Consider the following 21,968-nt stretch of genomic DNA (forward strand, 5'->3'; position numbering starts at 1 on the left):
CGCCGTGCGTGCTCGACGACGGGACCCCGATCGTGCGGGCCACCCCCGGCGACGCGGGGGAGATCCTCACCCTCCAGCGGGCCTGCTGGGTCCAGGAGGCCCAGGCCAACGACACCCTCGACATCCCCGCCCTGCAGGAGTCGCTCGACGACGTCCGTGCCTGGATCGGGGAGTGGGACACCTATGTCGTACGCCGCGCCGGGCGGCTCGTCGGCGCCGTGCGGGGCCGGCTCGAGGGCGAGCACACCTGGGACATCGGCCGGGTCATGGTGGCGCCCGACCTGCAGGGCAGCGGGCTGGGGCGGATCCTGCTCGAGCACATCCAGGCGGTGGCGCCGGCCGGGGTGAGGTCGTATCTGTTGTTCACGGGGGCCGCGAGTGCCCGCAACCAGCGGCTGTACAAGAAGGCGGGGTTCCGGCTGCGCGCCGGTCTGCCCGGACCCCCGCACACGGTCACGCTGACCAAGAAGGTGCCGACCGGGGACGCCCGCCGTCACCCGGCCGTCACGCAACCGGGCGACCTGTAACCGGTCCGAAACCTACGCCGCACCCCGGCGAAACTCCGCGCCGCGATGCTCTCCTCGGATGCCGGCAGCAGGGCTGCTGCCTCGCGCCACGTTTCCCGAGTAGAGCAGAGGTTCGCTTATGACTACCGATCTCGCATGGCAGCTGCTGTGCGCCGCCCTGGTGCTGTTCATGACCCCAGGCCTGGCGTTCTTCTACGGCGGCCTGGTCAAGCAGAAGTCCGTCGTGTCCATGATGATGCTGAGCTTCGGCTCGATCGCCGTGGTCGCCCTTCTCTACGTCCTGATCGGCGGTACCGGCATCGCCGGCAACGGGACCAGCGGCGGAAGCAAGCTGTTCGGCAACCCGTTCCAGGACTTCGGCATGAGCGACCTCATGTCCGGTGTCGGCGGCGGTGAGGCGGGCAACGCCTTCGGTGGGCACGCCTTCCTGGTGGCGTTCTGCATCATCACGGTCGCGCTGGTCTCCGGCGCTGTCGCCGACCGTGCCCGGTTCTGGCCCTGGATGCTGTTCGCGACGCTGTTCACCACGTTCGTCGTGTTCCCGACCTTCCGCTGGATCTGGGGCGTCGACGGCGAGGGCACGTTCTACGGCTGGCTCGCGAACGACGTGTGGGGGCTGGGCCAGGGCGCGCTCGACTGGGCAGGTGGCACCGTGATCCACCAGTCGGCGGGTGCGGCCGCGCTCGCCCTCGCGCTGGTCCTGGGCAAGCGCAAGATCGGCTTCTCCAAGGAGGAGACGGTCGCTCACAACGTCCCGCTGGTGCTCATCGGCGCCGCGATCCTGTGGTTCGGCTGGTACGGCTTCAACACCGGCGTCTACGGCGCCGACGAGGGCCAGACCTCGCTGATCTTCTTCAACACCCTGGTCGCCCCGGCTGCCGCGCTGCTCGGCTGGATCGCCGTCGAGGCGTTCAAGGACGGCAAGGCCACCGCGGTCGGCGCCGCGTCCGGCATCGTCACCGGCCTGGTCGCGATCACCCCGGCCTGCGCCTTCCTGACGCCCGTCTGGGCCATGGTGCTCGGTCTCGTCTCCGGCGCCATCTGCGCCTTCGCGGTCGATCTGAAGTTCAAGCTCGGCTTCGACGACACGCTCGACGTGGTGGGCATCCACCTGGTCGCCGGCTTCATCGGCTGCCTGTGGGTGGGCATCTTCGGCGCCGAGGCGCTGACCGGCGGCAGCCTGCTGTTCGGCGGCGAGGTCAAGCTCTTCCTCGCCCAGCTGCTCTCGTCGGTGACCGTCATCGCCTTCTCGTTCGTGGTCACCTTCGTGTTCGCCACGGCGATCGAGAGGACGATCGGCTTCCGCGTCAAGGAGGAGGACGAGATCGCCGGCATCGACCTCGTTCTGCACGGCGAGGGCTACGCGCTCGACTGAGAGCCGTCTGCGCGTCGCGGCAGGCCCGTCCCGGCTCCCGGGGCGGGCCTGCCGTCGCGCTATGACTCGCGCATCCGGCGCGACGACCCCTGGATCCGCGTGCTCAGGTCCGCCACCTCGTCGAGGACTGCGCCGGCCAGCCACACCGGAGCCCGGTGCGAACGCGGTGCCCGGCGCAGCACCCCGGCGCTCGTCAGCCTGTCGATCGCCGAGGCTGCCTCCGAGACGGGTACGTCGATGCGCTCGGCCACCGATGCGGCGTTCACGATCGGCGCCTCGGTCAGCAGGTCGAGCGCCCGGTGCAGGGTGGTGCCGGGGCGCGAGCCGCCCACGGTGTCGGCCCAGTCCTCGCGGATCGCGTGCAGGCGGGTCGCGGTCGCCCAGGACTCGGCCGTCGCGATCCGCACCGCCGAGGCGAGCATCGCGATCATCGTGGCGGCCGTGCCGCGGCGATAGTCGACGAGTGCCGCGAAGTACCGCTCGCGGTGCGCCACCAGGGCGGACGCGATCGGCACGGTGAGATGACGGGTGGCTCGCCGTCGGCGCAGCACCGCATGGATCAGGGCGCGTCCGATCCGGCCGTTGCCGTCGATGAACGGGTGGATCGACTCGAACTGCGCATGCACGATCGCGGCCTGGACCACCGGCGGCATGTCGTCGCGGTCGGCGTAGGCGACGAGGTCGTCGAGGTAGCCCGGCACCGCCTCCGGGGGCGGCGGCACGTGCAGCGCCCCGAGCGGGGACCAGTCGCTGCCGCCGACCCAGTTCTGCGTCGTACGGAACGTCCCGGCCCGGTGCGCCTCCGACGGGTTGCGCCGGAACAGGTCGTGATGGGCGCGCAGGATCGCCTCGGGCCGGATCGATCGGGTGGCGTCGGCATCCCGGATCATCCGGGTGAGCGCTGCCGTCGCCGACGCCATCGAGACCGCCGACGCGTTGGCCCCGACCCCCAGCAGCGCGCGGCCGTAGTCGGCGAGGCTCGCGTCGACGTTCTCGATCTTCGAGGAGTCGACCGCCTCGGTGCGCAGCTGGAGGTGGTTGAGGGCGCGCAGGGTGCGGCCATGCACGAGGTCGAGATGGCTCAGGTCGCCGACGCTCGCGGTGGTCATCGCGCTCAGCGACCGGTCCAGGGGCAGCTCGAGGTCGCGCACGTACGGCGGCAGGGCGACGTCGATCTCGCGCACCAGCCGGTCCGCACGCGGCCCCCGGGGCACCCGCTGCCGCCAGGGCCGTGGCTCGTACGTGTGCGGCGCCCAATCCATGGGGCCATCCTCTCCGGTCCGTGTCACGAGCGGATTTCGTCCCGCGCGTCGGGCTGTGGGAGGATTGCTGGTCGGTGTCACGGACGCTTCTGCCACAGGGGAATCGCCGACCGGGACGCCTGATCCGATCCATCACCGTCAACCGCGGCTGACCTGTGCGCATTCGCGAGGAGAGCAATGAGCAACCCCACCCCCGCCGTGGTCACCGACCTCGGCAACGCCGCCAAGCGCGACGACGTCCCGGCCTTCCGTGCCGGTGACACCGTCAAGGTCCACGTCAAGGTCATCGAGGGCAGCCGCTCGCGTGTCCAGGTGTTCCAGGGCGTCGTGATCCGCATGCACGGCTCCGGCATCGGCCGGACCTTCACCGTCCGCAAGGTCTCCTTCGGCGTCGGTGTCGAGCGGACCTTCCCGCTCCACTCGCCGATCTTCGAGTCCATCGAGGTCGTCACCCGCGGTGACGTGCGTCGCGCGAAGCTCTACTACCTGCGCAACCTCACCGGCAAGAAGGCCAAGATCAAGGAGCGTCGCGAGGTCTGACCTCCGCTCCAGCGCTACCACGAAGGCCCGACCGGCACGGTCGGGCCTTCGTGCGTTCGGTCTGGGACGTGCTCCTAGACTCCTACCTCGTGACGACCGACGACTCCGCCCCGGACTCCGCCGAGGTCCCTGACCCGAAGGCGACCGACGAGGCGGACTCCCGGTCCTCGTCCGCGCAGCGCAAGCACCTGCCCGTGTGGCAGGAGAGCATCCTGCTGCTCGCGGTGGCGCTGGGCCTGGCGATCGTGATCAAGGCGCTGTTCGTGCAGGCCTTCTACATCCCGTCGGAGTCGATGGAGCCGGGCCTGGTCAAGAACGACCGGATCCTGGTCCAGAAGGTGTCCTACTGGTTCGGCCGTACGCCGAAGCGCGGCGACGTCATCGTGTTCCGGGACCCTGGCGAGTGGCTCGGACCGAGCGACAGCCAGGGCCCGACCGGCGTCGCGAATCTGCTGTCCAAGGTCGGCCTCTACCCGACCGGCGGGCACCTCGTGAAGCGCGTCATCGGCACCGAGGGCGACGTCATCGAGTGCTGCGACGACCAGGGTCGGATCAAGGTCAACGGCAAGGCCATCGACGAGTCCGGCTACCTGGGCCCCGATCCGGGTCGGTGCAACGCCGAGATCGACGACTTCATCGGCGCCCGTGAGGGTGGTCAGTCGCAGCCGTGCGACTGGGTGATCGGGCCGATCCCGAAGGGCAAGCTGCTGGTCCTCGGCGACAACCGCGGCCACTCCGCGGACTCCCGGGCGCATCTGTGCAGCCGCGACGAGGACCCCTGCACCCAGAGCCCGTGGGTCGACACCGATCTGGTCGTCGGCAAGGTCTTCACCCTGATCTGGCCCCGCGACCGCTGGCGTTGGATCAGCCGCCCCGAGGTGTTCGAGGGCGTTCCCGACAACCCGTCGGCCGACCTGCTGGAGAAGGCGAAGAAGGCCGACGCCGTCCCCGGGACCTAGGAGGCGCCGGGCATGTCCACGCTGCCCAGGGGAGCGACGGTCCGGCGCGACGCCGGCATCTACGGCTACGAGCGTGCGCTGCGGCGCCACGGCTTCGAGCCGGTCGCCGGGGTCGACGAGGCCGGCCGCGGCGCCTGCGCCGGCCCACTGGTGGCCGGCGCGGCGATCCTGCCCGCCGGCAAGGCGGGGATCGTCCCCGGCCTCGCCGACTCCAAGCTGCTGACCGCCGCCGCCCGGGAGCGCTGCTACGACCAGATCGTGCGCCGGGCGCTGGCCTGGTCGGTCGTGGTGATCCCGCACGACGAGTGCGACCGACTCGGCATGCACGTCGCCAACGTCCAGGCGCTGCGGCAGGCGGTCGCCAAGCTGGACCTGCCGGCGTCGTACGTGCTGACCGACGGGTTCCCGGTCGACGGCCTCGGCGCCCCCGGCCTCGCCGTGTGGAAGGGCGACCGGGTCGCCGCCTGCGTCGCCGCCGCGTCGGTGCTCGCGAAGGTCACCCGCGACCGGATCATGCTCGAGCTCGACGAGCAGTGGCCGGCGTACGACTTCAAGACCCACAAGGGCTACATCACCGCCATCCACGCCGCGGCGCTGGAGGAGCACGGGCCTTCGCCGATCCACCGGATGAGGTTCGTCAACGTGCGACGCGCGGCGGGACTGGAGCCGCTGCCAGGGGGAGAGGGCTAGAGTCGATGCCGTGAGTGCCGAGGAGCTCGAGAAGTACGAGACCGAGCAGGAGCTGAACCTCTACCGGGAGTACCGCGACGTCGTCGGCATCTTCAAGTACGTCGTCGAGACCGACCGCCGCTTCTACCTGTGCAACTCGGTCGACGTGAAGGCCCGCTCCGAGGGCGGCGACGTGTTCTTCGAGGTCACCATCGCCGACGCGTGGGTGTGGGACATGTACCGGCCCGCGCGCTTCGCCAAGAACGTCAAGGTGCTCACCTTCAAGGACGTCAACGTCGAGGAGCTGGCGACCTCCGACCTGGAGCTGCCCAAGCCCTGACCGCGGCGGGACTTCGTCCTGATTCTCCGCGTTGTCCTCCGCTCGGCACGCCGTCCGCCGTACTTCTGGGACGGAGGGTCGAGCAGCTGCCCTCTGCGTGACGGCGCACTGGGGAGGACGCCTTGGGGCTGCGGGCATGGCGCAGGGGGCCGAACGGTCCGGACGAGCGCGGCGCGGTGACGCTGCTGGCGAGCCTGCTCGTCGTCGTACTGATGGTCAGCGCCGCGTTCGCGGTCGACCTCGGCGCGATGCGGGTGTCGCGCTCCGACGTCCAGGCCGTCGCCGACGTGGTGGCGCTGGACCTGGCCCGCGAGCTGGGCGGTCGCTCGGTGGCCGAGCTGACGCCCGTCATGACCGAGCGGTCACGGACCGCGCTCGCGCGCAACCGCGGCGTCCTGGGGCGCGACGTACGTCTGGCGGTCGAGCTCGGGGACGTGGGCGTCGGCGGCGGGTTCCACCCGGTCGCGACGGGCGTGCCCACCGCCGTCCGGGTGCGCGCCACGGCCACCGTCGACTTCGCCTTCGCCGGCGTCCTCGGTGACAGCTCGGGGACCGTGAGCCGCACCGCTGTCGCCAACGCGGTCCAGTCCGCCTGCTATTCGGTCGGCTCCTACGCCGCCGCCGTCGACACGCGCAGCTCCGCGGTCCTGGATCCGCTCATCGACAAGCTCGCCGAGCAGACCGGCGTCTTCTCCAACGGGTACGGCGTGGGCCAGGCGATCGGCTACCAGGGACTGGTCGGCGCCACCGTCGCGCTCGGGCCCGTGGCCACCGCGCTCGGCCTCGCCTCGGTCAGCCAGCTCGCCACCGCGACCGTCGACCTCGGGGCCTACTACAACGCGCTGAAGGTGGCCGTCGGCCCCGGCAACGCCGTCGCGTTCCAGATGCTCGCGACGATGGCGAGCCTCACCAACGCCGGGCGCACCGTACAGCTCGGCAGGATCCTCGGCATCGACTCCGGCTCGGGCGCGCTCGCCGCCCTGCGGGCCAACGTCTTGGATCTGGTCGTCGGCTCGCTGTACGCCGTCAACGGCACCAACGCCGTCGACCTGTACGTCAACAACGTGCTCGAGCGGCTCAGCTTCCTCGGCGTGAAGGTCAAGGTGATCCAGGGACCGCACCTGTACTGCGGGCGGCCGGGGTCGTCGTTCACGACCGGGTCCGCGGCCGACACCGAGCAGATCAACGTCTCCGGTCAGGGCATCTTGAACCCGGTCACCGTGACGACGCAGGTCCCCACGATCGCCGGTGTCACCCTCGCTCCCGCGACGTTGACCGCACCGATGTGGAGCAACATGCCGTTCACGCTCTCGGTCGCCTCGACGGAGAGCACGCTGACCTCGGTGCGCTGTGGGGAGAGCCCGGGCATCGGCCTCGACGTCAGCAACAAGCTGGCCAGCCTGACCCTGCGCGACGTCCAGTTCTCCGAGGCGGCGTTCGACTCGACGGTGCGGGTCAGCGTGGCCGGTATCGGGCTGCTCGACGTCGCCGTGCGAATCACCGTGCGCAACGCGAACGCCTCGACCATCGACGTGACCCTGGGGCGGACGGCGAAGGTGCCGTTCGCGATCGACGTACCGCCGCAGTCCTATGACACGCCGTACGCCACCCAGTCGGCCAGCCTGAGCGCGTCGACCACGCTGAAGACGGGTGTCTCGGTCAACGTCGCGGCCAAGGCCAGCATCCCGCTCGCCGGCATCTGGGCCGGCGCCGACCTCGGCCTCCTGGTGCCGGATGCCAGCCGCCTGCTGATCGCGAAGACCGTCGTCGACGCGGTCGTCAACGCCTCGTTCTCCCTCGCCGATCCCGCCAGTCTCACCCACAAGGTGTTCGCGCCACTGCTCTCGCTGGCGGGGCTGCGGCTCGCGGGTGCCGACGTGGTGCTCCTCAGCCAGCCTCCGATGGACTGCGGGCGGCCGGCGCTGCGGGGCTGATCCGGGCGTAGTCCGAACGAACTAGGACCCCTCCTCCGGGCGGCTCGAATGAACCCTGTTTCGTTCCCCCGCCGCCGCGGTTGCCACTACTGTGAGCCGCACGCCACTCGGGGGCGACATGGGAGGCGAGTCGGGGAGGCCGGCTGATGAGGCATTGTGTGCTGGGGACGGGTGCGTCTGCGCGCCGTGACCGGGGAGCGGCCGCGGTCGAGTTCGCGCTCATCTTGCCGATCCTGGCGGCCTTGGTGTTCGGCATCATCAACTTCGGCGACATCCTGAGTGCCCGTCAGTCGGTGAGCCAGGCCGCGGCCGAGGGCGCCCGTGCCGGTGCGGTGTCCCAGAAGTCCACGGACGCCGACAAGGTGGTCGACGCGCAGACGGCAGCCGAAGCCGCACTGCGTTCGCAGGGAGAGTTGAAGAACGGTCAGTCCTGCGGCTCCTGCGACATCAAGATCGGCACGACCTACCGGCCACCCGGCGCCAAGCCGACAGACCCGGACATGGAGTGCGGCCCCGGGGCCACGTGCGTGTGGGTCACCGTCATCGTCGATCATAAGGCGCTCGTCCCCGGGTTCACCTTCGGGTTCGGCGGCAAGCTTCGTTACACCGCCAGTGCGAGGGTGAGCTGAGATGCGGATCGGCGGCGGGCCCGGGGGGCCCGGCGACCCCGACGAGCGTGGAGCGACCGCCGTCCTGGTGGCGGCGCTGATGGCCGGTGTGCTCGCCGTGTCGGCCGCGTTCACGATCGACCTCGGTCAGCAGCGGGCCGTCCGCACCGACATGCAGTCGGTGGCGGACGTGGCCGCGCTCGACCTGGTCAGACTGCTCACGGACAAGCCGATCGGCGACTACGTCCTGAAGGACTTCACCGACGGACTGACCGCGTCGATCGAACGCAACAACACGACGCTCGGGGACGAGATCACGACGACGGGGTCCTGCTATCGCAGCCCGGGGAACGCCGGCAGCGGCAGCCTGGACCTCAAGTCGGTCGACGTCGGCGCCTGCTGGGAGTTCCTGGACGGCGACGGTGAGGTCACCTGGGACGCGGGCGTCGTACCGAAGAAGGTCAAGGTGTATGCGAAGTCGCGCACCGGCTTCGCCTTCTCCGGCGTCACCGGAGTCTCCGGGGGCGGCGGCATCCGGAGTGCGGTGGCTGAGCTGCCGGACCGGACGATGTGCTTCGAGATGGGCTCGTACGCCGCCGCACTGTCGCTCGGCGACAGCATCCTCGGCCCGCTGGCCAACTGGCTCGGCATCGCCACCGACCTCAAGGTGCTCAACTACAAGGGTCTGGCGACCGGGAGTGTCTCCCTGCTCGACCTGATCGAGGCCGATCCCAGCATCGGTACGCCTGAGGCGTTGCTCTCGCCGACCGGGATCAGCGTCGGAACCCTGCTGAACGCCACGCTAATCGCGCTGGAGAAGAAGCAGGGCAGCGGCTCCACCAACACTGCTGCCGCGATCTCGGTGCTGAAGGGTCTGCTCGACGTCGGCGCCGGACTGGCGCTCGATGCCACGGTGGTCATCTCCGACGTGATCAGCATCGACGCCGGCGATAGGGCGTCGCTGGCCACCGAGATCAACGTCCTCGAGCTGATCACGCCGTCGCTGGCCATCGCCAACGGCAAGAGCTTCGTGACCTCGGAGATCCCGTTCAACCTGGCGCCCGTCCTCCCGCTGGCCGGGAAGATCGAGCTCTCGGCGATCCAGGGGATGCAGAAGGCGTGTGGGCACCCCTGGCCGAACGCCACCGACGACTGCGCGGTCATCAACGACACCGCGAACCCCATGTACGGCGCCTGCATCAACCAGTCTCAGGTCCGCGTCACCCTGCGTCTCGACAAGACGACGCTGCCGGTCGTGAACGCGACCACGAACCCGCTCGTCCAGGGCCAGCTCAACGCCTCAGTCGGCCCGATCGTCTTGTCGGGTGGCGTCGGCAACGCGAAGGGCGTGCTGACGAGCATCGACCAGTGCGGTCCGCCCGACAAGACAACGGTGGACGCGGTGGCTGGCCTGCTCGGCATCGACCTCAGCGTGCCGTTGGGAGTGGACGGATCGTTGAGCGTGCCGATCCTGAACGACGTCCTCAACCTATTGAACGACGTGCTGCACCTGCCGATCCTGTCGAACGTGCTCGACATCCTCGGTGGCCTCCTCCTCGGGGGGAAGAAGTACGACACGAAGGACTACGCGCTGACGGTCACGCTCAACAACGTCCGCGCCGATCTCGTCTCGGACTCACCCGGCATGACGGGGCACGGCACGCCCCAGCTGGTCAGTCCGGCCAACGACCGCTCGACCGACCTGGCGACCGACAACCCGGTGAGCGTCCCGGACCCCGCGCAGCCGATCTCGCTCGGCAACCTCCCGCTCCCGTTGCCCAAGCTCAGCGGGAAGGCCCAGGTGTCGCTGACCTACAAGTCGCGGTGGCGCGACACGTTGTTGGGGTTGCCGACCGGGCCCTGGCATCCCAGCACGGGCTACGACACCGTCACGAGCCACCTTGTGGACCTGGACCTGAAGGATCTCGGGACGCTGCCGGGGCTGGGTGCCGTCGGCGGGGTTCTCCAGTCCGCGCTCAACGGCATCGTCTCGGGTCTGAACGCCAACCTCGTCACGCTGCTGAACAACCAGCTGGGTCAGCTGATGCCGCTGCTCGGGCTCTCTGGCGCCGGCGCCGACCTCTACAGCGTGAAGCGCGGGGCGGGCGTCGGCTGCGGCGGGATTCCCAAGCTCATCGGCTGACGCGGTCGTCATCAGCTGTCGTTGCCCCATCCGCCTCTCGGGTGGTGCAACGACGCGTCGTGCGTCCCCAGGCCCGGGCGGGACGCACCATCGTCCACAGCCTGCTCGCGCGTGCCGCGGCCTGCCGAGCCACCGTGGACCAGGCTGGGGCGATGACGACAGGACGAGCCCGCCGAGCGATCGGCGCGTACGGCGAGGACGTGGCCACACGCCACCTGACCGCGCTCGGCATGGTGCTCCTCGAGCGCAACTGGAGCTGCTCCGAGGGCGAGATCGACATCCTGCTGCGCGACGGTGTGACCCTGGTGGTGTGCGAGGTCAAGACCCGCACCTCCCTCGTCGCCGGCACCCCGCACGAGGCGATCACCGACGCCAAGCTCGAGCGGCTGCGACGACTGGGGGAGCGGTGGGTGCACGAGCGCGGCGTCCGCCCCGACGGCATCCGCATCGACCTGGTCGCCGTGCTGCGACCGGCGCGCGGCGCGGCGGTCGTCGACCATGTGCGAGGACTGTGCTGACCAGGTCGAGTCCTACCCTCCCGCGGACCACGCCGGGGAGCTCGACCACTTCCTCGCCGGGGCTCCGGCGACCGTGAGGCGGCCAGCCTTCTCCGCAAGCCCCGTGTGTCACCTGCATCCCAGGTGGTGACGTCGGCCGTCCACAGCCGGCAGGAACGACGCGTCCTTCCACAGCCACGCCGCCGTCAGCGACCCGGCGTCGGGGCTGCGAGGCATCGTGCCGGTCATGTCCACATCTGCAGCGCGATCCGCGTACGACGACCTCCGGCCTCACCGTGGGGGGTGGGTCTGATGCCCTTCGCGACCGCCAGGTGCGTGGCGCTCGACGGAGCGGTCGGCCACCTCATCGACGTGCAGACCGACGTCTCGGTCGGGCAGCCGACGACGGTCGTGGTCGGCCGGGCCGACACCTCGCTGCGCGAGGGCGTGGACCGGGTGCGGATGGCGTTGATCAACACCGACCTGCACTGGCCCGCGACCAAGCGCTGCACGTTCCTGTTCTCGCCTGCCGACCTGCGCAAGTCCGGCACCCACTTCGACCTTGCCATGGCGGTCAGCCTGCTGGCGGCGGACGGACAGCTGGAGCCGGGCTGGCTGGCGGAGCGGGCCTTCATCGGTGAGCTGACCCTCGCCGGTGGGTTGCGTCCCACGCTGGGTGTGCTGCCCATGACCCTGGCCGCGGCCGCCGCGGGGATCCGTCGGGTCTACGTTCCCGAGCCCCAGGTGGCCGAGGCGACCATGGTGCCCGGGATGGAGGTGGTCGGCGTGCGCTCGCTCGGACAGGTCGTCGCCGAGCTGGGTGGCGACGACCTGCCGCTCGCCCCGCCGGTCGCGGCCTCGACCGGTCTGCCGCTGATCGCCTGGCGCGGCGACGAGCGCCTCGACGACCTCGACTTCGCCGACCTGCGCGGGATGCGTGAGGAGAAGTACGCCGTCGAGGTCGCGGCCGCCGGCGGTCACCCCCTGCAGCTCTCGGGACCGAAGGGGTGCGGCAAGACCAGCCTGGCCGAGCGGATCCCGACGATCCTGCCGGACCTGACCCCCGACGAGTCGCTGGAGCTGACCGCGCTGCACTCGCTGGCCGGCGACCTCGAACCGGGGGCCGGCATGATCGTCCGTCCGCCCTTCGTGGCTCCGCACCACGACGCGAGCAAGGTCAGTGTGATCGGTGGCGGATCGGGCCGGGTGCAGCCCGGCGAGATCAGCCGCGCTCACGGTGGGGTGCTCTTCCTGGACGAGTTCCCGCACTTCCGCTCCGACATCATCGAGGCGCTGCGCCAGCCTCTCGAGAACGGCGACATCACCATCGCCCGTCGCGACGAGTCGGTGACCCTTCCCGCCCGGGGGTTGCTGGTCCTCGCGAGCAACCCGTGCCCGTGCGGCAACTGGTCGGCGCTCGCCCGGGCCAACCGATGCACCTGTGCGGAGACGGTCCGCCGGGCTTACCGGGCGCGGATATCGGGCCCGATCGTCGACCGCATCGACATCGTTCGCAACGTCCACCCGTCCGGGCCCTCCAGCCACGACCCCTTCCGCACCGTCGAGTCATCGGCCGAGGTGCGTCTGCGGGTGGCCGCGGCCCGGCGACGACAGCACGAGCGGTACGACGGCCGGGCCTGGCGCCTCAACGGCCAGGTTCCGAGTCCGCGGCTCAAGGACACCTGGCCGCTGCCGCCCGATGCCCAGCGGGTGATCGACGCCGAGCTGCTCGGCGGGCGGCTGAGCGCTCGCGGTGCGGTCCGCGTGCATCGCCTGGCCTGGACGGTCGCCGACCTCCGGTCAGTGCGCACGGGTCGCGACGTCACGCCCGGCGTCGACGAGGTCCGCACGGCCCTGCGGCTGCGCACCGGCCAGTCGCTCGACCTGGCCATGTTCCGCGCCGACGCGGGCGACGCGGGCGACGAGGGCGTCGCGTGAGCGACCTCGAGCGGGAGCGGCTCGCCCGCGCCACGATCAACCTGGTCACCGAGCCCGGCGACCTGCGCTGCCTGGGACTGACCCGCGAGCTCGGCGGCGCCCGGTTCCTCGAGGTGCTGCGCGAGCAGCCCGACCTGCGCCCCGAGCTGACCGCCGCGGCCGGCCGACTCTCGAGCGTGCAGCCCGAGCGGGTCCTCGAGCACGCCGCCCGCCGCGGCATCCGGTTCCTGATCCCCGGCGACGACGAGTGGCCGGCCTCGCTCGGCGACCTGGCGGGCGCCGGTGTGCTGCACGCCCGTGGCGAGGTCCCGGTCGGACTGTGGGTGCGGGGCCCGCTCCGGCTCGACCGGCTCGACGCCGCCGTGGCGGTCGTGGGCTCGCGCTCCTCGACCGGGTACGGCGACCAGGTGGCCGGTGAGCTGGCCGCCGTCCTCGGCCGAGCCGGGCGCCCGGTCGTGTCCGGCGCCGCGTACGGCGTCGACTACGCCGCCCACCGCGGCGCCGTCACCGCCGACGCGCCCACCGTGGCGGTGCTCGCCTGCGGGGTGGATCGTGCCTACCCCGTCGGCCACCGCCAGATGCTCGACCACCTCGCCGAGCACCACGCAGTCGTGTCCGAGGCTCCGCCCGGCGCCGCTCCGTTCCGGATTAGGTTCCTCTCGCGCAACCGGATCATCGCCGCCCTCACCCGCGGGACCGTCGTGGTCGAGGCCGCCATCCGCAGCGGCGCGCTCAACACCGCCTCCTGGGCCGACCAGCTCCATCGGATCGTGATGGGGGTCCCCGGCCCGGTCACCAGCACGGCCTCCGAAGGCGTCCACGAGCTGATCCGGGTCGGCGCCGCCTCGCTCGTCACTCGTGGGGAGGACGTGCTCGAGCTCCTCGGCGCGTCCGGTGAGGACCTCAGCGAGGTCGCCCGGGCTCCCGCCGGCCCCCGTGACCGGCTCTCCGTGCGCGCCCGCCAAGTCCTCGACGCGGTCCCGGTGGCGGCGCCGGCGCCGACGGCCTCGGTCGCGGTGGTCGCGGGGCTCGGCACGGAGGAGGTCGAGCGGCTCCTCGGTGCCCTGGCCGCCGACGGGCACGTCGAGCGGCTCCCGGCGGGTTGGCGTCTGGGAGGAGGTGATCGACCTACGATCGACCGGTGAGTGCTGACGCCGAGGAGGCGGCCGCGGACCAGGCGGCTGGAGACCAGGGGGACGCCCTGTCGGAGGCGTTCACCCGGGTGCTGGGCGACTACGAGCGCCACCTGGTCGCGGAGCGCGACCTGACCTCCCACAGCGTCCGGGCCTATCTCGGCGACATCGCCGGGCTGCTCGACCACGCCGGCCGGCTCGGCCTGGTCGGCGTCGACGAGCTCGACCTGCGGACCCTGCGCAGCTGGCTGGCCAAGCAGCAGACCCTCGGCCTGTCCCGTACGACGCTCGCTCGGCGAGCCACCGCCGCGCGCGTGTTCACCGGGTGGCTGGCCCGCACCGGCCGGACGCCCACCGACGTCGGTTCGGCGCTCGGGTCGCCGCGCCCGCACCGCACCCTGCCGGACGTGCTGCGCGTCGACGAGGCCGCGCGGCTGATCGGCGCGGCGACCGAGCTCGCCGACGACGGGAGTCCCGTCGGGCTGCGCGACGTGGCGATGCTCGAGCTGCTGTACGCCACGGGCATGCGTGTCGGTGAGCTCTGCGGGCTCGACGTCGACGACGTGGACCGTGACCGCAACGTCGTGCGGGTCTTCGGCAAGGGGCGCAAGGAGCGCACGGTGCCCTTCGGCCACCCCGCCGCCGGCGCTCTCGACCACTGGCTGGGTCGGGGTCGGCCGGGCCTGGCCCGGCCGGGGTCGGGGCCGGCCCTGTTCCTGGGGGCCCGCGGCGGCCGGATCGACCAGCGCGCGGTCCGCACGCTGGTCCATCGCCGGCTCGCCGACGTCCCCGGCGCCCCGGACCTGGGGCCGCACGGCCTGCGCCACACTGCCGCCACCCATCTCCTCGAGGGCGGCGCCGACCTGCGCTCGGTCCAGGAGCTGCTCGGGCACGCGTCGTTGGCGACCACCCAGCGCTACACCCACGTCACGACCGACCGACTGCGGCGGGCCTACCAGCAGGCGCACCCGCGAGCCTGATCGCGGGTCAAGCAGGCGAGGTGAAGGGTGAGCCCCTGCCGCTCGGCTGCTCCCGATCGTCGTCGCGCTCATCGGCTCGCTCCGAACTGCGTAGCAATCGTGGCAATCCCACGACGGGCGGGCATCGCGACCGATGCTCGTCCGGGAGCGGGAACGTCCCGCCACAGGGGGAGCAGGCGGACCGGGCCGGCGCCGACGAGACGGAGCGGATCGAGGTACGTCGAAGCGGCCAGCCAGCCCCAGTGCAGGCAGGCGCGGCGGAAGCAGTGCGACCCGGGCAGCTCGAGGGTGCCGATCGCCGCGCCGGCGGCGAGAGTGGCGCCGACGGCGACCGTGGCGGCCACCGGCTCGTAGGTGGTGCGGGTGGCGCCGTGGCCGACGACGACCACACCGCGACCGGCGATCCGGCCGGCGAAGACGACCGTGCCGGGCAGGGCGGTGCGGACCGGCTGGCCAACCTGCCCGGCGAGGTCGACGCCGCGGTGGCCGGCGCCGTAGGGCGTCTCGGGCGGGTCGAAGTAGCGCACGACGTCGGGGTCCGGCTGGAGCGGCCAGACCCCGACCGGGTCGTCGGCGCGGGCGGCGTGGGCGGCGCGGGCCGGGGCGGGAAGCAGGAGCAGGACGAGGAGGAGGGGGAGGAGCAGGGCGGAGGGCGAGCGGGTCATGGGGACAGGGTGCGGCGGAGATGCGACAGGGGTGGGGAGGGAGCGTGGGGCTGTGGAGAAGAGGTGGGGTGGGAGGGGGCTGTGGAGAGTCCAGGTCACGGATTGGTACGACGAGCGCCCGACGCCGTACGCTTGGAGGCACCGGTCCGCCCTGGACCGGAATTCGCTCGTCCGCAGACCACGACGGGGCCGCTCTCGCCAGAGACAGTGCCGCGATCGCCCGTGGGCGTCGATCCTCAGTCCGTCAGGCCTCCCGGTCCGGCGGTCGGATCGCGTGCAGACGACAGGACCAACTGAAAACAACAGCAACAGGAGAAATCATGGCTGTCGTGACCATGCGCCAGCTCCTCGAGAGCGGCGTCCACTTCGGACACCAGACCCGTCGTTGGAACCCGAAGATGAAGCGATTCATCCTCACGGACCGCAACGGCATCTACATCATCGACCTGCAGCAGTCGCTGGCCTACATCGACCGCAGCTACGCCTTCGTCAAGGAGACCGTGGCCAAGGGCGGCACGATCATGTTCATCGGCACCAAGAAGCAGGCCCAGGAGGCGATCGCCGAGCAGGCGACCCGCGTCGGCATGCCCTACGTCAACCAGCGCTGGCTGGGCGGCATGCTCACCAACTTCGCGACCATGAACCAGCGGATCAACCGCCTCAAGGAGCTGGACGACGTCGACTTCGACGACGTGGCCGGCTCGAACCGCACGAAGAAGGAGCTCCTGCAGATGAAGCGGGAGCACGCCAAGCTCGAGAAGACCCTCGGCGGCATTCGCGAGATGTCCCGGGTCCCGTCGGCCGTGTGGATCGTCGACACCAACAAGGAGCACCTCGCCGTCGAGGAGGCGCGCAAGCTGCGCATCCCGATCATCGCGATCCTCGACTCCAACTGCGACCCCGACGACGTCGACTTCCCGATCCCTGGCAACGACGACGCCATCCGCGCGGTGGGTCTGCTGACCCGCGTCATCGCGGACGCCGCGGCCGACGGCCTCATGTCCCGCTCGGGCGCCGGCTCGGCCTCCAGCCCCGCCGCCGAGGAGCCCCTCGCCGCGTGGGAGCGCGAGCTCCTCGAGGGTGACGCCGCCGCTCCGGCCGCCGAGGCTGCGACCGAGACCCCCGCTGAGGAGGCCCCGGTCGCTGTGGAGGCTGCGGTCGCCGACGAGGCCCCGGCCGCCGACGAGGCGCCCGCTGCCGCTGCCGAGGAGACCCCCGCGGCCGACGCTCCGGCCGAGGCCTGAGCCCCCCTCCCGTCCACCCCTTCGAGAAATCAACGAGGATCCATGGCATTCACTGCTGCTGACGTCAAGAAGCTCCGTGAGCTGACCAGCGCCGGCATGATGGACTGCAAGAAGGCGCTCGACGAGACCGACGGCGACTTCGACAAGGCCGTCGAGCTGCTGCGCGTCAAGGGTGCCGCCAAGGCGGCCGCCCGCGGCGCCGAGCGCGAGACCTCGGCCGGCCTGGTGGCCAACGCCGGTGGCGCGCTCATCGAGCTGAAGTCGGAGACCGACTTCGTCGCGAAGAACGAGGAGTTCATCAAGGCCGCTCAGCAGATCGTCGAGGCGATCGACGCCGGCAAGGCCACCGACACCGAGTCGGCCAAGGCGCTGCCGCTGGGCGACAGCACCGTCGGCGAGGTCGTCGAGGGTCTCGCGATCACCATCGGTGAGAAGATCGAGCTCGGCAACGTCGCGTACTTCGACGGTCCCGTCGCGGTCTACCTGCACAAGCGCGCGGCCGACCTCCCGCCGGCCGTCGGCGTCATCGTCGAGTACGACGGCGACGAGACCGCTGCCCGGGGCGCCGCCATGCAGGTGGCCGCCCTCAAGGCGCAGTACCTCACCCGCGACGAGGTCCCCGCGGACATCGTCGCGGCCGAGAAGGACGTGCTGACCAAGAAGACGATCGAGGAGGGCAAGCCCGAGGCTGCCGTCGCGAAGATCGTCGAGGGGCGTCTGGGTGGCTTCTTCAAGGAGCTCGTGCTCCTCGAGCAGGAGTCGGTCTCGGAGTCGAAGAAGACCGTCAAGGCCGTCCTCGACGCCGCCAACACCACCGTGAAGCGGTTCGCCCGCTTCGAGGTCGGCGCGTAGCCGATCGACAGACGGCCGGCGGTCACCCTCGGGTGACCGCCGGCCGTCTGCGATTTTTCACCTGTGCTGCCACGGACCACGCGGTAGGTTTGTGCCGCCCGGCCATCGGACATGTGTCGGACCTGCAGCGCTCGTACTCGCGGGCGCACCTCGATGTCAGAAGGAGACGTCAGTGGGACTCATCCAGGCTGCAATCGGTGCGATCGGCGGCACGCTCGCCGACCAGTGGGTCGACTTCTACGGCGTCCCGGACGGCGTCGGCTCGACGGTCGCGATCTTCCCGGCCGTCGTCAAGGGCCAGAACGCCGGCCGCGGCAGCAACACCCAGGGATCCGAGGGTGTGATCACCAACGGCTCCAAGATCGTCGTGCCCGAGGGCTACGGCCTGGTGCTGATGGAGGACGGCGCCTTCACCGGCTTCGCCGCCGAGCCGGGCGCCTACATCTGGAACTCCGAGGACCCGGCCTCGCAGTCGATCTTCACCGGCGGTGGCCTGGTCGACTCGCTGATCAAGCAGAGCTGGGAGCGCTTCAAGTTCGGCGGCCGCCCCTCGGCCCAGCAGAACGCGATCTTCGTGACGCTCAAGGAGCTGCCCAACAACAAGTTCGGCACCCAGTCGGAGATCTACTGGGACGACGCCTTCCTCAACACCCAGGTCGGCGCGATCACCCGCGGCACCTACACCCTCAAGATCACCGACCCGCTGACCTTCATCCGCAACTTCGTGCCCGCCGAGGTCATCGGCGGGCGCAGGCAGTTCGACTTCACCGACATGGACAACCCGGCCGGTGAGCAGCTGTTCAACGAGGTCGTCGGGTCGCTGGCGCCGGCGTTCTCGATGTACACCAACGACCCCGCCAAGGGGAACCGGATCTCCCGTCTCCAGCAGGACTCGATCGGGTTCGCCCAGTCGCTGTCCGCGGCGGTCGAGCAGAACTACCAGTGGCGCACCGACCGCGGTCTGGAGATCGTCAAGACCGCGATCATCTCGATCGAGTACGACGCCAACACGCGTGAGCTCCTCAAGAACGTCCAGCGTGCCGACGCGCTGTCCGGTTCGCGCGGCAACTCCAACCTGCAGGCGTCGGTCGCCGCCGGCTTCGAGGCCGCCGGTGAGAACGCCGGTCCCGGTGGGCTGATCGGCATGGGGATGGCGGCGGGTGGCGCGGGCCTCGGCGGCCTGCAGCAGCCGGTCCCGCCGGCCCAGGCTCCGGCTGCCCCGGCGGCGGCCGCGCCCCCGGCCGCGCCGGCAGCGCCGGCCGCTCCGGCAGCCCCCGCGGCGGACGACCCGATGGCGGTGCTCAAGCGGGCGAAGGAGATGCTCGACGCCGGGCTGATCACCCAGGAGGACTACGACGCGGCAAAGGCGAAGGCGCTCGGGCTCTGAGATGACCCAGGAGTCCGCTGAGCCGAAGCAGCCCACCTTCGACGGGCCGCCCCTGTCGCTGGAGGAGGAGCTTGCCGCGGCCAAGGCCGAGCCCGAGCCGGGCCCGAGCATCGAGACCGTCAACGAGTCGCTCAAGGACGGTCTCAACCGCTGCCCGAAGTGCGGCTCGACCGACGTCCAGCTGCGCGGCTCGACGGGCATGCTGGTGTGCCTGTTCTGCCGCAACGAGTGGCAGGAGGCGCGGGTCGAGGAGGAGTTCGGGCTCGGTGAGGGCATCGACCAGCTCCAGGGCACCGTCATCGCGAGCGGTGCCGGTGACATCCAGGCCGACGCGGCCGACCAGCTCACCTTCAAGTGCGAGGCGTGTGGTGCCGAGGTCGTCGTCGACACGGCTCATGCGCTCAACGCGCGCTGTCACTGGTGCCGGCACACGCTGAACGTCAACCAGCAGATCCCCAACGGCGCCGTGCCCGACGCGGTGCTGCCGTTCCGGTTGACCAAGGACGAGGCGGTCGAGAAGATCCGCGAGTTCGCCTCGAAGCGGCGGCTCTTCGCGCACAAGCGGTTCAAGAAGGAGTTCGTGCCGGAGAACGTCCTCGGCGTCTACCTGCCCTACCTCGTGATCGACGCGCGGGCGGAGTCCCAGTACTGGGGCAAGGGCGAGGTGCAGACCCGGCGCTGGACGGAGAAGCAGGGCGACAACAACGTCACCTACTACGCCGCCGACGTCTACCAGGTGGCTCGCCAGGTGTCGTTCACGGTCGACGACCTGACGGTGGAGGGCTCCTCGGAGCGCGCCCAGATCGGGCCGGCGAACACCAACAACATCATCAACACGATCCTGCCGTTCGACACGAAGAACGCGGTCAAGTGGAACGCCAGCTACCTCGTGGGCTTCACCAGCGAGAAGCGCGACCTCAACGTCGAGGCGGTCCGCCCACACCTCGAGGACCAGCTGCTCTCCATCGGTCGCTCGCAGGTCCGCTCGTCGCTGGGCCGGTTCGACCGGGGCGTGCGCTGGGAGCAGGAGAAGCTCGAGGTCGGCGGTTCGCGCTGGGTGTCGATGTACCTCCCGGTGTGGCTGTACTCCTACCGCCAGGAGAGCAACGGCATGCTCCACTACATCGCGGTCAACGCCCGCACGGGGGAGACCATGGGCAGCATCCCGGTCTCCCAGCCCAAGCTGCTCCTGGCGGCATTCACGGTCGGCACCTTCCTCGAGGGCATCGCCGGCGCGATCCTGGTGGCGATGGCATGACACTCGACCTGATCACGGCGCTCGTCCCGGCGCTCATCTCGATGGCCTCCGACGACGACGGCGCGGTCTGGCTGCTCGCGGCCGGGCCGGCGGGCGGCGCGGCGACGTACTGGGCCTTCTACCGCTACTACCGCAACACCGACAAGTCCCATCAGTTCGAGCGCGACACGATCATCGAGGCGCAGCCCGTCCAGGGGGGCGAGGAGAAGGTGGGGCACATCTCGAAGACGCGGAACTCCGACATCGACGGCGACAACAGCGGGAACTACCGCAAGCGGGTGCAGCGGGTGCAATGAGGGGGTGACGCGCCAACCCCGGTAAGGTCGCTTCGTGCCCGGTTACAAGCGCGTCCTCCTGAAGCTCTCCGGTGAGGTGTTCGGCGGTGGCAAGGTCGGGGTCGACCCCGATGTCGTGCAGGCCATCGCCCGCGAGGTGAAGGCGGTCGCGGACGCCGGCGTGCAGATCGCCGTCGTCACCGGTGGCGGCAACTTTTTCCGCGGCGCCGAGCTCCAACAGCGCGGCATGGACCGGGTCCGGGCCGACTACATGGGCATGCTCGGCATCGTGATGAACTGCCTCGCCCTCCAGGACTTCCTGGAGAAGCAGGGCGTCGAGACCCGCGTGCAGACCGCGATCACGATGGGCCAGGTCGCCGAGCCCTACATCCCGCGGCGCGCGATCCGGCACATGGAGAAGGGCCGCGTGGTCATCTTCGGCGCCGGCATGGGCCTGCCGTACTTCTCCACCGACACCGTCGCCGTGCAGCGCGCGCTGGAGAGCCGGTGCGACGTCGTGCTGGTCGCCAAGAGCGGAGTCGACGGCGTCTACAGCGCCGACCCGAACGTGGACCCGACCGCGACCAAGTACGACGAGCTGACCTACGACGACGCGATCGCCCAGGGCCTGCGGATCATGGACCAGACCGCGTTCGCGCTGTGCGGTGAGAACAAGCTTCCGATGATCGTCTTCGGCATGGCGCCCGAGGGCAACATCCTGCGGGTCGTGCAGGGTGAGAGGATCGGCACGCGGGTCAGCGCAGGCTGAGGTCTCGCCCGATCGGCACAGGCTCGACCAGCACCAGACGAAGGAGAACCGGTGATCAACGACACCCTCAACGAGGCCGACCAGAAGATGGGCAAGTCGGTCGACGCGACCCGTGAGGAGTTCGCGGCGATCCGCGCGGGCCGTGCGCACCCGAGCATGTTCAGCAAGATCATGGTCGAGTACTACGGCACCCCGACGCCGATCCAGCAGCTCGCCTCGTTCACGGCTCCCGAGCCGCGCATCATCATCGTCGCGCCGTTCGACGTGAGCGCGATCGGCAACGTCGAGCGGGCGATCCGTGACTCCGACCTGGGCATCAACCCGTCCAGCGACGGCAAGCAGCTGCGCTGCGTCTTCCCCGAGCTGACCGAGGAGCGCCGCAAGGAGTTCATCAAGCTCGCCAAGGAGAAGGCGGAGGGCGGCAAGGTCGCCGTACGCCAGGTGCGCCAGAAGGCCAAGCAGGGCCTGGAGAAGCTCGAGAAGGACGGCGAGGTCGGCAAGGACGACGTCACCGGTGCCGAGAAGCGTCTCGACGGTCTCACCAAGAAGCACACCGACGCGATCGACGAGCTGCTGAAGAACAAGGAAGCCGAGCTGCTCGAGGTCTGACCTC

22 protein-coding genes are annotated in these 21,968 nt (G+C 70.7%); 20 read left to right on the forward strand and 2 right to left on the reverse strand.

What is annotated here, in order from left to right:
* The first annotated feature begins 32 nt into the window (after positions 1-32).
* Both ACUP6Y_RS07770 and ACUP6Y_RS07775 read left to right on the forward strand, forming a co-directional pair.
* Positions 33-527, forward strand: a complete 495-nt coding sequence (locus ACUP6Y_RS07770; RefSeq protein ID WP_462556659.1) for a GNAT family N-acetyltransferase — start codon at positions 33-35, stop codon at positions 525-527.
* A gap of 118 nt (positions 528-645) precedes the next feature.
* The gene (locus ACUP6Y_RS07775; protein WP_462555215.1) at positions 646-1,902 is read left to right on the forward strand and encodes an ammonium transporter; all 1,257 of its coding nucleotides are present in this window, start codon (positions 646-648) and stop codon (positions 1,900-1,902) included.
* Positions 1,903-1,961: 59 nt separating this feature from the next.
* On the opposite strand, the gene ACUP6Y_RS07780 is transcribed toward ACUP6Y_RS07775, so the two are convergent.
* The gene (locus tag ACUP6Y_RS07780) at positions 1,962-3,164 is read right to left on the reverse strand and encodes a Fic family protein (RefSeq protein ID WP_462555216.1); all 1,203 of its coding nucleotides are present in this window, start codon (positions 3,162-3,164) and stop codon (positions 1,962-1,964) included.
* A 177-nt stretch (positions 3,165-3,341) separates the two neighbouring features.
* On the opposite strand from ACUP6Y_RS07780, the gene rplS reads away from it, so the two are divergent.
* The 11 genes from rplS (at position 3,342) to ACUP6Y_RS07835 (ending at position 14,905) form a co-directional block, all read left to right on the forward strand.
* A complete protein-coding gene (gene rplS / locus ACUP6Y_RS07785) occupies positions 3,342-3,704 on the forward strand; it encodes a 50S ribosomal protein L19 (RefSeq protein WP_462555217.1) in 363 nt (120 codons plus the stop codon).
* An 89-nt stretch (positions 3,705-3,793) separates the two neighbouring features.
* Positions 3,794-4,663 (forward strand): signal peptidase I, encoded by an 870-nt coding sequence (lepB, locus tag ACUP6Y_RS07790; RefSeq protein WP_462555218.1) that lies wholly within the window; start codon positions 3,794-3,796, stop codon positions 4,661-4,663.
* 12 nt (positions 4,664-4,675) lie between these two features.
* Complete coding sequence (locus tag ACUP6Y_RS07795) at positions 4,676-5,353, forward strand: ribonuclease HII (RefSeq protein ID WP_462555219.1); 678 nt, start codon at positions 4,676-4,678, stop codon at positions 5,351-5,353.
* 10 nt (positions 5,354-5,363) lie between these two features.
* On the forward strand, positions 5,364-5,672 hold the full coding sequence (locus ACUP6Y_RS07800) for a DUF2469 domain-containing protein (protein WP_141799600.1): 309 nt from the start codon (positions 5,364-5,366) through the stop codon (positions 5,670-5,672).
* Between the two features lie 122 nt (positions 5,673-5,794).
* Positions 5,795-7,606, forward strand: a complete 1,812-nt coding sequence (locus ACUP6Y_RS07805) for a TadG family pilus assembly protein (protein WP_462555220.1) — start codon at positions 5,795-5,797, stop codon at positions 7,604-7,606.
* 146 nt (positions 7,607-7,752) lie between these two features.
* Positions 7,753-8,235 carry a TadE/TadG family type IV pilus assembly protein gene (locus tag ACUP6Y_RS07810; protein WP_462555221.1) on the forward strand — a complete coding sequence of 161 codons (483 nt, stop codon included), beginning with the start codon at positions 7,753-7,755 and terminating at the stop codon, positions 8,233-8,235.
* Between the two features lies 1 nt (position 8,236).
* Positions 8,237-10,357: a hypothetical protein gene (locus ACUP6Y_RS07815; protein WP_462555222.1), complete on the forward strand. Its 2,121-nt coding sequence runs from the start codon at positions 8,237-8,239 to the stop codon at positions 10,355-10,357.
* Between the two features lie 152 nt (positions 10,358-10,509).
* Positions 10,510-10,875: a YraN family protein gene (locus ACUP6Y_RS07820; protein ID WP_462555223.1), complete on the forward strand. Its 366-nt coding sequence runs from the start codon at positions 10,510-10,512 to the stop codon at positions 10,873-10,875.
* A 291-nt stretch (positions 10,876-11,166) separates the two neighbouring features.
* Positions 11,167-12,792: a YifB family Mg chelatase-like AAA ATPase gene (locus ACUP6Y_RS07825; protein ID WP_462555224.1), complete on the forward strand. Its 1,626-nt coding sequence runs from the start codon at positions 11,167-11,169 to the stop codon at positions 12,790-12,792.
* Positions 12,789-13,937 (forward strand): DNA-processing protein DprA, encoded by a 1,149-nt coding sequence (gene dprA, locus ACUP6Y_RS07830; RefSeq protein WP_462555225.1) that lies wholly within the window; start codon positions 12,789-12,791, stop codon positions 13,935-13,937. Before ACUP6Y_RS07825 ends, dprA begins: the two co-directional genes overlap by 4 nt.
* Positions 13,934-14,905 (forward strand): tyrosine recombinase XerC, encoded by a 972-nt coding sequence (locus ACUP6Y_RS07835; RefSeq protein WP_462555226.1) that lies wholly within the window; start codon positions 13,934-13,936, stop codon positions 14,903-14,905. The genes dprA and ACUP6Y_RS07835 overlap by 4 nt, the downstream gene beginning before the upstream one ends.
* 68 nt (positions 14,906-14,973) lie before the next feature.
* Here ACUP6Y_RS07835 and ACUP6Y_RS07840 read toward each other — a convergent pair whose 3' ends face one another.
* The gene (locus ACUP6Y_RS07840) at positions 14,974-15,570 is read right to left on the reverse strand and encodes a peptidoglycan DD-metalloendopeptidase family protein (protein ID WP_462555227.1); all 597 of its coding nucleotides are present in this window, start codon (positions 15,568-15,570) and stop codon (positions 14,974-14,976) included.
* Positions 15,571-15,890: 320 nt separating this feature from the next.
* Between ACUP6Y_RS07840 and rpsB the strand changes: the two genes are divergently transcribed.
* The 7 genes from rpsB (at position 15,891) to frr (ending at position 21,964) form a co-directional block, all read left to right on the forward strand.
* On the forward strand, positions 15,891-16,814 hold the full coding sequence (gene rpsB, locus ACUP6Y_RS07845) for a 30S ribosomal protein S2 (protein WP_462555228.1): 924 nt from the start codon (positions 15,891-15,893) through the stop codon (positions 16,812-16,814).
* A 42-nt stretch (positions 16,815-16,856) separates the two neighbouring features.
* Entirely contained in the window at positions 16,857-17,666 is an 810-nt protein-coding gene (gene tsf / locus ACUP6Y_RS07850; protein ID WP_462555229.1) for a translation elongation factor Ts, read from the forward strand.
* 172 nt (positions 17,667-17,838) lie between these two features.
* Positions 17,839-19,053 (forward strand): SHOCT domain-containing protein, encoded by a 1,215-nt coding sequence (locus ACUP6Y_RS07855; RefSeq protein ID WP_462555230.1) that lies wholly within the window; start codon positions 17,839-17,841, stop codon positions 19,051-19,053.
* Position 19,054: 1 nt separating this feature from the next.
* Positions 19,055-20,311, forward strand: a complete 1,257-nt coding sequence (locus tag ACUP6Y_RS07860; protein ID WP_462555231.1) for a TFIIB-type zinc ribbon-containing protein — start codon at positions 19,055-19,057, stop codon at positions 20,309-20,311.
* A complete protein-coding gene (locus ACUP6Y_RS07865) occupies positions 20,308-20,607 on the forward strand; it encodes a hypothetical protein (protein ID WP_462555232.1) in 300 nt (99 codons plus the stop codon). Before ACUP6Y_RS07860 ends, ACUP6Y_RS07865 begins: the two co-directional genes overlap by 4 nt.
* A 34-nt stretch (positions 20,608-20,641) precedes the next feature.
* Positions 20,642-21,355 carry a UMP kinase gene (pyrH, locus tag ACUP6Y_RS07870; RefSeq protein ID WP_462555233.1) on the forward strand — a complete coding sequence of 238 codons (714 nt, stop codon included), beginning with the start codon at positions 20,642-20,644 and terminating at the stop codon, positions 21,353-21,355.
* A 54-nt stretch (positions 21,356-21,409) separates the two neighbouring features.
* A complete protein-coding gene (gene frr / locus ACUP6Y_RS07875) occupies positions 21,410-21,964 on the forward strand; it encodes a ribosome recycling factor (protein WP_462556662.1) in 555 nt (184 codons plus the stop codon).
* Positions 21,965-21,968: the final 4 nt, after the last annotated feature.

It is taken from the genome of Nocardioides sp. S5-5, from assembly GCF_054954065.1.

Excerpts from the sequence above, each read along its gene's own strand:
- tsf (WP_462555229.1), top strand. The coding sequence starts at position 16,857 with ATGGCATTCACTGCTGCTGACGTCAAGAAGCTCCGTGAGCTGACCAGC.
- ACUP6Y_RS07815 (WP_462555222.1), top strand. The coding sequence starts at position 8,237 with ATGCGGATCGGCGGCGGGCCCGGGGGGCCCGGCGACCCCGACGAGCGT.
- rplS (WP_462555217.1), top strand. The coding sequence starts at position 3,342 with ATGAGCAACCCCACCCCCGCCGTGGTCACCGACCTCGGCAACGCCGCC.
- ACUP6Y_RS07810 (WP_462555221.1), top strand. The coding sequence starts at position 7,753 with ATGAGGCATTGTGTGCTGGGGACGGGTGCGTCTGCGCGCCGTGACCGG.
- ACUP6Y_RS07825 (WP_462555224.1), top strand. The coding sequence starts at position 11,167 with ATGCCCTTCGCGACCGCCAGGTGCGTGGCGCTCGACGGAGCGGTCGGC.
- ACUP6Y_RS07795 (WP_462555219.1), top strand. The coding sequence starts at position 4,676 with ATGTCCACGCTGCCCAGGGGAGCGACGGTCCGGCGCGACGCCGGCATC.
- ACUP6Y_RS07820 (WP_462555223.1), top strand. The coding sequence starts at position 10,510 with ATGACGACAGGACGAGCCCGCCGAGCGATCGGCGCGTACGGCGAGGAC.
- ACUP6Y_RS07860 (WP_462555231.1), top strand. The coding sequence starts at position 19,055 with ATGACCCAGGAGTCCGCTGAGCCGAAGCAGCCCACCTTCGACGGGCCG.
- ACUP6Y_RS07780 (WP_462555216.1), bottom strand. The coding sequence starts at position 3,164 with ATGGATTGGGCGCCGCACACGTACGAGCCACGGCCCTGGCGGCAGCGG.
- ACUP6Y_RS07775 (WP_462555215.1), top strand. The coding sequence starts at position 646 with ATGACTACCGATCTCGCATGGCAGCTGCTGTGCGCCGCCCTGGTGCTG.
- ACUP6Y_RS07840 (WP_462555227.1), bottom strand. The coding sequence starts at position 15,570 with ATGACCCGCTCGCCCTCCGCCCTGCTCCTCCCCCTCCTCCTCGTCCTG.
- rpsB (WP_462555228.1), top strand. The coding sequence starts at position 15,891 with ATGGCTGTCGTGACCATGCGCCAGCTCCTCGAGAGCGGCGTCCACTTC.
- ACUP6Y_RS07865 (WP_462555232.1), top strand. The coding sequence starts at position 20,308 with ATGACACTCGACCTGATCACGGCGCTCGTCCCGGCGCTCATCTCGATG.